This is a genomic window from Paenibacillus tianjinensis, from assembly GCF_017086365.1.
Lineage (GTDB): Bacteria > Bacillota > Bacilli > Paenibacillales > Paenibacillaceae > Paenibacillus_AQ > Paenibacillus_AQ tianjinensis.
In genome coordinates, this window is record NZ_CP070969.1 from 2,127,601 (window position 1) to 2,139,560 (window position 11,960).

At 49.8% G+C, this 11,960-nt stretch carries 9 protein-coding genes; 8 read left to right on the forward strand and 1 reads right to left on the reverse strand.

The genetic code is table 11. The features are described 5' to 3' along the window. Positions 1-85 precede the first annotated feature (85 nt). On the forward strand, positions 86-1,390 hold the full coding sequence (locus JRJ22_RS09200; RefSeq protein WP_206104181.1) for an amidase: 1,305 nt from the start codon (positions 86-88) through the stop codon (positions 1,388-1,390). Between the two features lie 149 nt (positions 1,391-1,539). On the opposite strand, the gene JRJ22_RS09205 is transcribed toward JRJ22_RS09200, so the two are convergent. Next, positions 1,540-2,805, reverse strand: coding sequence for a S8 family peptidase (locus JRJ22_RS09205; RefSeq protein ID WP_206104182.1), 1,266 nt, complete (start codon positions 2,803-2,805; stop codon positions 1,540-1,542). A 170-nt stretch (positions 2,806-2,975) separates the two neighbouring features. On the opposite strand from JRJ22_RS09205, the gene JRJ22_RS09210 reads away from it, so the two are divergent. The 7 genes from JRJ22_RS09210 (at position 2,976) to JRJ22_RS09240 (ending at position 11,908) form a co-directional block, all read left to right on the forward strand. Beyond that, positions 2,976-3,440, forward strand: coding sequence for a hypothetical protein (locus JRJ22_RS09210; RefSeq protein WP_206104183.1), 465 nt, complete (start codon positions 2,976-2,978; stop codon positions 3,438-3,440). Positions 3,441-3,586: 146 nt separating this feature from the next. Continuing rightward, positions 3,587-5,170, forward strand: a complete 1,584-nt coding sequence (locus JRJ22_RS09215) for an alpha/beta fold hydrolase (RefSeq protein WP_206104184.1) — start codon at positions 3,587-3,589, stop codon at positions 5,168-5,170. Positions 5,171-5,448: 278 nt separating this feature from the next. Further along, positions 5,449-6,879: an FAD/NAD(P)-binding protein gene (locus JRJ22_RS09220; protein ID WP_206105060.1), complete on the forward strand. Its 1,431-nt coding sequence runs from the start codon at positions 5,449-5,451 to the stop codon at positions 6,877-6,879. Positions 6,880-6,971: 92 nt separating this feature from the next. After that, complete coding sequence (locus JRJ22_RS09225) at positions 6,972-8,807, forward strand: UbiD family decarboxylase (protein ID WP_206104185.1); 1,836 nt, start codon at positions 6,972-6,974, stop codon at positions 8,805-8,807. Between the two features lie 405 nt (positions 8,808-9,212). Then, positions 9,213-10,280 carry a glycosyltransferase gene (locus JRJ22_RS09230; RefSeq protein WP_206104186.1) on the forward strand — a complete coding sequence of 356 codons (1,068 nt, stop codon included), beginning with the start codon at positions 9,213-9,215 and terminating at the stop codon, positions 10,278-10,280. 61 nt (positions 10,281-10,341) lie between these two features. Further along, a complete protein-coding gene (locus JRJ22_RS09235; protein ID WP_232381173.1) occupies positions 10,342-11,328 on the forward strand; it encodes a helix-turn-helix transcriptional regulator in 987 nt (328 codons plus the stop codon). A gap of 1 nt (position 11,329) precedes the next feature. Beyond that, positions 11,330-11,908 (forward strand): GNAT family N-acetyltransferase, encoded by a 579-nt coding sequence (locus JRJ22_RS09240; protein ID WP_206104188.1) that lies wholly within the window; start codon positions 11,330-11,332, stop codon positions 11,906-11,908. Positions 11,909-11,960 lie beyond the last annotated feature (52 nt).

Here is an 11,960-nt window from a genome sequence, read left to right on the forward strand (position 1 = left end):
GTTAAATACGATAGGAATCAGACGAATGAATTCAAATTACGTAGTGAGGGTTGGAATGTTCTAATACAGTCTTGGAGATGATGACATGCTGCTTGCCCCTGCTTCTCTGGCAGAAATGCTCAGAAATGAAATAGAAACAGAGGTTTCTATTGCTGAGGCGATTACACATTATTTAGAAAGATTTGCAGAACTGGAACCGCAAATTCATGCTTTTGTCCCCGAAGAACAGCTGGAGCTGCGCCTGAACCGGGAAAAGGAGCGGCTACTGGCTTCGTTCGCAGGGACACCAGGCAAACCGGCCTTATGGGGAATTCCAGTCGGAATCAAGGATTTGATTCATGTGGATGCCTTACCCACACGTGCCGGATCACAGCTGCCTGCTCAAGCTCTGACCGGCAAGGAGGGTCCGCTCATTAAGCGGCTCCGTGGCCTGGGGGCGATTATTGCCGGGAAGACGGTAACCGAAGAGTTTGCCTATCAAGGGCCGATCGCCACGCTTAATCCCCGCAACACTGCGTACACGCCCGGGGGATCCAGTGCAGGTTCCGCTGCAGCTGTTGCTGCGGGAATGTGCCCGCTGGCGGTAGGTACCCAAACCTTGCGGTCTGTACTGGCCCCGGCTTCATTTTGCGGAGTAGTCGGATTTAAAGCGAGTTATGGAAGAATTGCGATGGATGGTGTAATTCAGCTGTCGCCTTCTTTTGACGCCATCGGGTTCTTCACGCAGGACTTTCCCAGTATGGAAGTTGCTGCTGAGCTGCTCATCCCTGACTTTGTTCCTCGCAAAGCGAGCCGCAAGCCTGTACTCGGTATCCCGCAGGGTGTATACATGCAGCTGATGAGCGATGAGGTCAAAGCTGTCTTTCATGCACAAATCGAATCTCTTGAGAAGCTTGGCTATCAGGTGAAGCATGTGAAGATGCCTTGGCAAGATGAGCTTATATACGGCGATGCCATGCTGCGGTTCATCGAAGGGGAAATGGCGCGCGGGCATGCAGGCTTATTTGAACAATATGAAGATTATTATGGTGAATCTGTGAAAGAAGGAATTGGCAGAGGCAAGCAGGTTACCAATGCCGAACTCGAAACCTATCGCGGAATGCAGCTTGAGCTGCGGCGGAATCTGGAGGTGCTGATGAAGGAGGAAGGAATCGATCTCTGGGTATCTCCGGCTCAAGGGGGAACGGCTCCGAAGCTGGAAGAGAACCGCACAGGCTGGGCGGGGATGACCTCGGTGTGGGGCTTTGCCGGTTGTCCGGCGCTCAGCATTCCGGCAGCCAGCATTGACAATTTGCCGCTTGGTTTTCAGTGTGTCGGGAGCTTCGGCGGGGATGAATGGCTGTTAGCATGGTCCCGGGAAGTGGCGCTGGATTTGTCTATGAATAAATAGATAGTTTTGGCATGCCAAAAAACCAGAAGTCTGCCTAATTCCTTTTTCATGATGCTGCTGAATAATATGATTTTTTTAGAGGTAAAAAGCAGCCTAAGGCACGAGCAGACGCTCGTGCCTGTTACAAGCGGAGATGCAGCCGCAGCTGGTTATTTTCTTTTGCTCCGGCAGTTCAGGAACCGCAGATTTACCTCACCGCTGCCGGCGGTGTTCGGCTTCAGGCCGAGGCGGAAGGTGTTTTTCTTCAGGGTGGCTTTAACCTGCCGGGGAGTCAGGCATGGGCGAAGCTGCAGCAGCTGCGCGGCGGCTCCCGCGACGATCGGGGTGGAGACGGAAGTGCCGGACAGCACAAAATACAATTTGCCGTTTCGTTGACCCGGCATCTGGCGGGCCAGGCTGGAGCCCGGAGCCAGCAGTGAGGTGATGGATTCGCCCGGTGCCACAATATCTGGCTTCACTTTCCCGCCCGGCGCTGGTCCGTGGCTGGAGTAGAACGTAATCCGGTCATCGCTCTGGATGATCGTCCGCTGGTCGTTCACTGCGCCTACCGTTATTGCAGAGGGACTGATTCCCGGAGATTCAACCGTCCGGGGCCTTGGTCCGCTGTTGCCGGCGGAGATGACTACAGTCAGTCCGGCCTTGACCGCTTTCTCCACCGCTTGGACGAGCAGGTCTTCCTCAGCTGAATTACTTACCGGTCCGCCGAAGGACATAGACAGAATGCGCAGCTTTAAGCGTTGCTTGTTGGCAATGCACCATTCGATCCCCTTAATAATGGTAGAGTCATAGCCTTCCCCGTTTTTATCGAGCACCTTGACACCCACAATTCCTGCTTCCGGGGCAGGTCCTTTATACTTTCCTTTGCTTACCCATCCGTTCCCGGCGGCGTCTCCGGAGATATGTGTGCCGTGTCCGTTATCGTCATATGGCCGTTGCCGGTGATTAATAAAATCCTTGAACGCAATAATCCGGTTAACAGGCCGGTTCAGATCGGGATGCGGGAACACGCCGGTGTCTATAATGGCAATATTGATCCCTTTTCCGGTGAGTCCCCGTGTTTGTTGAAGCGCTGCTGCGCCGATTGACGGGGTAGCGATATTCAAAGTGGCCTTCTTAACATCATCCAGATAGACTTTACCTATTTCACCGCAGCTGCAGATCCGTTCCAGACATTGTAATGAAACCCGTGATGACACTGCGTTGATTAGATGAAGCCGGTGTTTCACCGGGAAGGCATGTTTACCTAAATGCTTTTGTAATGCCTGCATCCGGGCCGGTGTTAATTTGTGTTTGAACTGTACGATTACGGGAACTGCCGCAGGTTTCTTAGTCAGACTCTTCGCATGCTGAATATTACGCTTTAACGGTTTATTGATTTTGGCGGCATAATGCCGTACCCATTTCGAATCACTCATTGCCGTCGCTCACCTCTCCATAGCACATCCTATGCAGGGATCAGCCTAGCGGATACTTATCTATGAAACTTAGACACTACCACATTTATGTAATGATAGGCAATACATCAGTTCAGACCACGCCTCATTTGCATTTACTACACTATCTTAAAAGAAAGTGGTGAAGCAAAGTGAGAGAAGCTGAGAAGAAAGCATTAATCGCTAAACGTGCAGCAATGATCAAAAAAGCAAGTGTGTCTAAACTGGCGGCAAAGAAGGTAAGCACAGCAAAGGTACAAGCCCAGAAAGCGCAAATGGCTAAAAAAGCCCTACTGGCCAAAAAGACCCTGCTGGCTAAAAAGGCCAAACTGGTTGCCCGTAAAAAACGCAGAGTAAAACAGTCGTTCTTTAACTTCGTCGTGCTTGCGGTCAACTTTAATAACCGGCCTAAAGACACTACAGATTTTACAGCTACGCTGACCAGAGGAAGCCAGACGTATACAGCATTTTTCGATGAAACGGGTGTAGCTATATTCTATGACATCAGAGTATTGACAAAATTCCAGTATACTTTGCGGATCAACAATGAAGATAACCAAGAAGTGTTCCAAGGCACCGTACCTGCAAACCGTGAATTCTATATTGCCCAATTCTAAGCCGGACTTTATGGGATAAGGAGAACACCAGGGCAGCGCTCTCTTGTAAAAGGGCAGCGCTGCCCTGGTTTGTGCTGATCTTTTTCATAGTACAGATAGTAAAAATGTGGAATTATTGAAACAACTATGCTTAAGGTGGGATTTGGATGAAAAGCTATTTTGTGCACAATGCTGAAGTTGCTCTGCATGTTCTTGAGAAGGGTGAGGCCTCCGTGAAAGCCCCGTCGCTTCTGGTGATTAACGGACTGTGGGAGCCTGCGGAACGGGCCATTCCTTTGCTGGCCGGTCTGCCCGGACATGTTGTTACCTTTAGTTTCCGGGGACGGGGGCTAAGCTCAACGCCTGAACTGGGCTATGACCTTGCTGATCATTTGGGGGATATTGAAACGGTTGTTAAGCACTGCGGGCTGGAGGATTATTGTGTGTTGGGCTTCTCCAGAGGGGCTGCCTACGCGCTTGGCTGGAGCCTGCAGAACCAGCAGCATATGCATGGACTCCTCCTGGTGGATCAGCCGCCGGTACATAGCAGCTTGTCTGAGCAATCCGTGGAATTCTGGTCTGAACTGAAATATTCAGGGGTACCTATATTAAATTTCATACGCCGGTCAGCCCTTGAAGGACTAGCGAATGAAGCGCAGGAGATCGATTTCGCACCGCAATTAGCGCAGCTGCAACTCCCCGTAACTCTGTTTATCGGACGCAACCGCGAGGCTGTCATTCCTTCGGATATCTCGGAGGATGACTTAGAGAAGTACAAAAGGTCCATCTGTTCATTGCGGATTATTGAGTTCCTGGAGTCCGGGCATATGATCCCAGATGAGGAGCAGGAGAAGTATATCAGGGAAGTCAGAAAGTGGATGGAGGCCTTCTTCGGAAAAGATCTGGCAGGAGCGTGTGAAATGAGTTTAAAAGAAAAGTTGTTATTAATCAAAGAAAATGGCTACCAAGCACCTCCTGATACATTCGAGTTGGTACAAGAAATGATAAATAACATCGGTACTTTGGATGCAGGGCTTAGGGATGAGCTAATTTATACAACCTTATCACACTGGATTCCAGGTAATTCTCTAACTCCAAACGAACTGGAGCAACTTCTGCCGATTGTATTGGATAACAACCATTTGCTATTTAAGCTTGGTGAAACCAATAAAGACTCTGTCTTCACCCGATCGTTCTCTATGCTAGTCATCCCGCTCCTCTTTATGAAGCATAGTGAATCACCATTTCTCTCCAAAGAGCAAATTCATCAAATAAAAGAAAAAGTATTTTATAGTGTACAAGAAGAGCGGGATTACCGGGGATATGACGATGAAAAAGGCTGGGCTCATGCCATAGCCCATGCAGCAGATGCTTTAGACGATTTGGCTCAATGTTCTGAACTGGATGAAACAGACCTCCTAACCCTTCTCGATTTGGTTTACGAAAAGATGACCATAGCAGACCGAATTTATTCCGATGGGGAAGATGAGAGAATGGTAAGACCCGTAATTAGTGTTTTAAATAGAAAAAAACTTAGTAAGACTTATCTAGAACAATGGATTCAAAGGTTTGGTGAGGTGGAGAAGAGTTCAGAATTTCTTCCTGCCTTTAGGCAAAAAAATAATATAAAGAACTTTTTAAAAAGCTTATACTTTCGGGTTAAATTTTACAAAGAAGATGCTGATCTCTGCCAAATTATCGAGAATACATTGTATAAAGTAGAAAAAGTATACTATTCCCAGGAAATATAATGGCGGAGAAATACTAAGGAAGTAATTGAAGTAAATATGGAAGGTTTTATTCCACTGGAATCGGGTTTGTCAATACAGTTTGACCCCGAAACATGAAATGTTAGTTAATATGTACAATCATCTGAGCCCATTTTAGCTATAATGACAATAAACCTGACATAAATATTTAAAAGGTGAACCATACCGGATATAATATGGCCAATGATGTAAGTGTGGAGCATGGGAACAGCTTGGATCGTTAAGGTTCCTAAAGATGCCAGCGAAAGGTCTGAGGAATGATGAGCCTTGAAACTTTAAACGAACGTGTGAAAACCGACCTTTCCTACCTCGCCTACGGCGGCGCGGATTGGGTGATTCCCCTGGAGCATCCGGAAGGGCATGTCTATGATGTCGTTATTGTGGGAGGCGGGCAAAGCGGACTGGGTGCGGCCTTTGGCCTCCTGCGTGAACGGATTTCCAATATTGTGATTATTGATGAGAATCCTGAGGGCCTCGAAGGACCTTGGGAAACCTATGCCCGGATGGTTACGCTGCGTACTCCTAAGCATTTGACGTCCATTGATCTGGGGATTCCTTCCCTGACCTTCCGTGCCTGGTGGGAGGCACAAGCCGGTCCGCAGGGCTGGGAAGCCATCGACAAAATTCCGCGCGGGGACTGGATGAATTATTTGCGCTGGTACCGCCGGGTGCTCGGACTGCCGGTCATCAATGAAGTGACACTGAAGCTGATTGAACCCGGGGAGGACGGAATCTACCGGCTTCATATTGGCGGGGCGGGGGCACCGTCCAGCCAGCTGCTGGCACGTAAGGTCGTGCTGGCTACCGGCATCCAGGGCGGCGGCGAATGGCATGTGCCCGAATTGATTGCCGGCAATCTGCCGGAGCACTTGTATGCTCACACTTCCGAAACCATTGATTTCAATGCACTGGCTGGCAAAAGAATAGGCATTCTCGGGGGCGGCGCTTCGGCATTTGACAATGCCAACTATGTGCTCTCGGAAGGTGCGGCAGAAGCCCATGTGTTCGTCCGCCGGGAGCAGCTGCCGAATGTGAATCCAATCCGCCAGATGGAACTCTCGGGGATGATCGAACGGTTCCATACGCTTGGAGATGCTGATAAATACGGGGTAATCTCGCATTTCTTCAAGTACAATCAGCCGCCGACGAATGATACCTTTGCCCGCGCAGCCGCGTGGCCGGGATTCAGTCTGCATCTCGGTTCCCCCTGGCTGAAGGTGGAAGAGGTGGAGAATCAGGCGGTGGTGACCACGCCTAAGGGAGAGTTCGCTTTTGACTTCCTGATCGTCAGCACCGGGCTGCTTAGCGATCCGGGCCTGCGCCCCGAGCTGCGGCTGGTCGAGAGTCATATCGCGCGCTGGAGCGACTGCTATCAGGCTCCTGCAGAGATCGCTAATCCGCTGCTGGATGCCCATCCATACCTCAGTCCCGGCTTTGCACTCCAGAGCAGGGATGAGGAAGGGAAGAAGCTGCTGCACGGTCTGTTCGTTTTCAATTATTCGGCATTGGCGAGCAACGGTTTGTCCGCCTCAGCCATATCAGGAATCAGGAACGCAATTCCGAAGCTGGTCGGCGGGGTTGCGGATCAGCTGTTTACGGATGACCGTGAGACGATTCTGCACTCTTTTTACAATTATAATGAGATTGAGTTTACCGGCGAATGGCTGCCGGTCGTACCGAGACCTTCTTGAGTAATCAAGAAGGTCTTTTAACGTTGACCTTAAGTCCGGCCTCATTGATAATATAGAGGTTCACATTTCTTCTGCAGATTGGAGTAAGACCAATGACATATCGCAATTTGGAAGAGTGCATTACAGACCTGGAGAAGCACGGGCATTTGATCCGGATCTGGGAGGAAGTCGATCCTCACTTAGAGATGGCAGCTATCCATATGAAGGTATATGAAGCAGGCGGGCCTGCATTATTATTTGAAAAGGTTAAAGGCTCAAGGTTCCGGGCGGTGTCGAATCTTTTCGGGACGATCGAGCGGAGCAAGTTTATTTTCCGTGACACATGGGAGTCTTCCCAGAACGTCATTGCCCTGCGCGATGACCCGGTGAAGGCGCTTAAAGCACCGTTTAAATATATCGGTACAGGACTTGCAGCCCGGAAGGCGCTGCCGCTTAAGATGCCCGGCGGACTTCCGTCCGGCTTCGAGGAAATTCAAATCTCCGATCTGCCGCAGATCAAGCACTGGCAGGGGGATGGCGGAGCATTTGTAACACTGCCGCAGGTGTATTCAGAGGACCCGGACAAGCCGGGCATTATGAATTCGAATCTCGGAATGTACCGGATCCAGCTCAGCGGCAATGACTATGAGATGAACAAAGAGGTTGGGGTCCATTACCAGATTCACCGTGGTATAGGAATCCATCAGACCCATGCTACGAAGCGGGGCGAGCCGCTCAAGGTCAGCTGCTTTATCGGCGGTCCTCCGGCTCATACGCTGTCGGCTGTCATGCCGCTCCCGGAAGGCCTAAGTGAGATGACCTTCGCCGGCCTGCTGGGCGGACGCCACTTCCGTTACAGCTACGTCGATGGCTTCTGCATCAGCGCCGATGCCGATTTTGTCATTACGGGTGAGATTTATCCCGGTGAGACGAAGCCGGAAGGCCCGTTTGGCGATCATTTGGGGTACTACAGCCTGATCCATCCATTTCCGGTGATGAAGGTACATAAGGTCTATGCCAAAAAAGGGGCTATCTTCCCCTTCACAGTCGTCGGCCGTCCACCGCAGGAGGATACAGCCTTCGGGGAGCTGATTCATGAGCTGACCGGCAATGCGATCAAGAATGAGGTGCCGGGCGTAAAAGAAGTACATGCCGTCGATGCTGCAGGGGTGCATCCCCTGTTATTCGCAATCGGCAGTGAGCGCTACACTCCGTACCAGCAGCTGAAGCAGCCTGCGGAGCTTCTGACTATCGCCAACCGGGTACTTGGGACAGGCCAGCTTAGTCTGGCCAAATATCTGTTCATCACTGCGGAAGAAGACCGGCCGATTAGCACGCATAACATTGCTGATTTCCTGACTTATATTCTGGAACGGATAGATCTGCGTCGTGATATTCATTTCCAGACCAATACAACGATTGATACACTGGATTATTCGGGAACGGGGATCAACAGCGGAAGCAAGGTGATTTTTGCAGCAGTAGGTGAACAGAAAAGAAGCTTATGCACAGTGGTGCCGCAGTCATTGACGATGCTGGAAAACTTCGGTGAGGCTAAGCTTGTGCTGCCGGGCATCGTTGCGCTGCAAGGCCCGGCGTTTAGTACTTATGGGGAAGCTGAACTGGAAATGCGCCGCTTAAGCGCAGCTATAGAAGAGCAGGGGCCGCTTACAGATTGTCCGATGATCATCCTTTGTGATGACAGCGGCTTTATAAGTAGAGATCTGAGCAATTTCCTGTGGGCAACTTTTACACGCAGCAACCCTTCCCACGATATATATGGCGTGAACAGCACGGTACAGTTTAAGCACTGGTCTTGTGACAATGTCATTATCGATGCCCGCGTGAAGCCGCATCAGGCGCCGCCGTTAATCCCTGATCCGGCAGTGCAGCGCAATATTGAACGGTTATTCGTGCAAGGCGGGAGCCTCAGCGGCATCCGCAAATAGCTGCCCGACTTGAACGTGGTGGAGAAATTGTTTTTCATGAATGAGATCACCTCCTTGGTAAGACGCTGTTACAGGCTTTATGTTGCTATTCACGATAGATTACAAGCTGTCCCTCGCTTTAATAGGAGGGGCATTTTTTAGGTTGATTATAGATTGAACGAGAAAACTTGAGATAAAGAAAGGAGTGACAGAAGGGGATTTTGGAACTGTAGGAGCGATTATATTGTATAGCGCTGGAAGCGAGATTCATTTACTGCAAATCAATTTAAAAATGAAAATATATAGAAAATAATGTATAATCCATGTAGATTTTAAAAGGGAAAAAATGGATCATTGCTTCCGCGCTCCGATTTGTATGTTTCTGTAAATTAAGTTGTGCTATCAGAACTTTTAGGAGGTTGGGAAATGAGAATCGCGATTGTCAGTAATAAACGCTCAGGGTTAGGCGGTATGGAGGCTGTCTTTAGAACTGTAATGCAGGAGCTGGGCAGAAATCAGGATGAGGTCAAGATGTTTCTCATGGGCGGCTCGCTGGACAAGGATTGGCTGCAGGATATTGATCATGTGGAGATTGGTGATCAGCGGACGGACAATGCCCTTAAGAGAAGGTACAGCTTCACGCTTCCGCTATTCAGGCAGATTAGGCAGTACAAGCCGGATGTTATCATTGGCTGTGATCCCAATGTAGTGTGTTACTGCAAATGGATGATGCGGATTATGAACCGCAAAACTCCAGTAGGAAGCTGGGTTCATAATGAACTGTCCACGCTCTGGAAGGTCCAATTGCTGAAATACGCCGATTTTCATCTCTCGATCAGCAAGGGGATCGCTGAGCAGATTCAAAATGTAGTAGGCAGCGGGTTGAACAATAAAATCTTCGTAACCCATAATCCTGTTGATGTTGAGGTGCGGGAGGTGGCAAGGCCTGAAGTCCCTACATTTCTCTACATTGGAAGGCTGGAGAACCGGCAGAAAAGAGTGCGCGATTTAATTGAAGCCCTGGCTAAGCTTGAGGGAGAATGGAAAGCAGTTATTGTCGGTGACGGCCCGAACCGGGAGGAGGTCTATAACCTGGCCGGATCCTATGGGATTAATGAGCGGATCGAGTGGATGGGCTGGCTTAAAAATCCCTGGTCGGAAATCCCCCGTGCGTCGGCTCTGGTTCTGACCTCTAACTTCGAAGGCTTCCCGCTGGTTCTGCTGGAAGCAATGGCCAGAGGGATTCCTTGTTTGAGTACAGACTGCCAGCACGGTCCTGCGGAAATCATCATTCCGGAGAGCAACGGCTGGCTGGTCTCCGTGGGGGATGTTGACGGCCTCGCCGCGAATATGCAGCATATTATCAATCATCCGGACCAGCTGCCGGATCCGCAATTTGTTAAAGAGTCAGTGGGCAAATTCAGCATCGCCAATGTGGTCAACAATATCAGAGGTATTATCGACAGGGAATTACAGTTGAAGATCTCCTCATAATTAAAGAAGACTATAGGGAGTGCTGGTAAAAGAGTGGAAATCATCAAGAGTGGTGAAAAAAATGAAAATTAACCGGCTGCTCGGGATTGTGGTGTATCTGCTTAACCGGGAGGTAGTCAGCGCCCGTACGCTTGCGGAGAAATTTGAAGTCTCCCCGCGCACCATCCAGCGTGATATGGAATCGATCGGTCTTGCCGGAATCCCCATAGGTTCGATCCAGGGCGTTAATGGGGGGTATTATATTCTGGACAGCTTCAAAATGAACAGGCAGCTGCTCCAGCCGGAGGATTATAATTACATTGTAGCCGCGCTGAGAGGCCTCATCTCCGGATATAACAGCAGACGCGCAGAGGAAACGGTAGAAAAGATGTTGTCCTTATCCCCTGAAGGCAGTGAGGCAGTACAGCCGTTACAGCTGGATTTGGAAGTGCTGCGAGAGGGAAGCGGGACCGTACAGTACATTGAGATCATTGAGGAAGCTATACGCCAAAAATGTACGATTCAGTTTCAATATACGAATGCCCGGCAGACGGTTTCCAGCCGGAGTGTAGAGCCCTTGCTTTTGTCGTATAAATGGTACGCGTGGTATTTGTTCGCATATTGCCGTGACCGGAGGGATTACCGGCTGTTCCGGCTCTCGCGGATCAGGGAGATTCAGAACACCGGTGAAGCTTTTGCACAGGATCACGGGAATGCAGCGCGTTTGCTTGCCGCTCATCAGGATCGTCGGCCCAATATCACAGTTAAGCTTGCTTGTCCGGCAGATCGGAGAGTACAGCTGGAGGAGGCTTTTCCAAAAGCAAGGCTGCTGGATGAAAGGTGCACTGAACTGGTGATGGAATTTACGGTTCCTGAAGAAGAGAGCGGCTGGTTTGCTACCCTGCTGCTGCTCGGAGGCCAATGTACTGTACTTGAACCGGAATCGCTGCGGCTGAGGCTGCAAAGCCATGCCCGGATGATTTTACAGAAGTATGAAGGTAATGACGACAGACAGTTGTCCGGATTGCCCGTTTATAATGGAGATATCCACACTATAAGGAGGGCTTGAGATGGAGATTAAGTTACTGGACCCTTACACCGTTTGTCCTATATTTGATACCGGTAGCTTTTTGCTAAGATTGGTACAGCAGGAGGATGCTGAAGATTTACTCGGGTGCTATTCGGACCCGGAGTCCATCCCCCTGTTTAACAGCGACAACTGTCTTTACGGCTTCAGCATGCACCTGCTGGATGATATGAAGGCCACTATTGAAGCCTGGCTCGCAGAATACCAGGCACGGGGATTTGTACGGTTCAGCATTATTGAGCAGACTTTTGGCAAGGTGATCGGGACGGTGGAGTTTTTTACCAGGGCAGTGCAATCCGCAGACGGACAGCATGAAGCCGGAATTTTGCGGCTTGATCTTAAATCCGTTTATGAACGGGAAGCAGCGCTTTGCGAGATTCTGGAGCTGATAGAGTCGCAGTTTGGCGAGTATTTTGCATTCTCCAGTATATTGACTAAGGCAGTGCCCCAGGCTGCGGCAAGAATCAGCGTTCTGCATCGTCTGGGTTATCAGAGGATAGAGCAAAGCTCCGATTTACCGTATGATGACTACTACATAAAAGAAATAAACACCGGATCGTAACCGGTTCGTTACATTTTCATACTGTTTCCCCTATCAGCCCGTCTGATCTCCC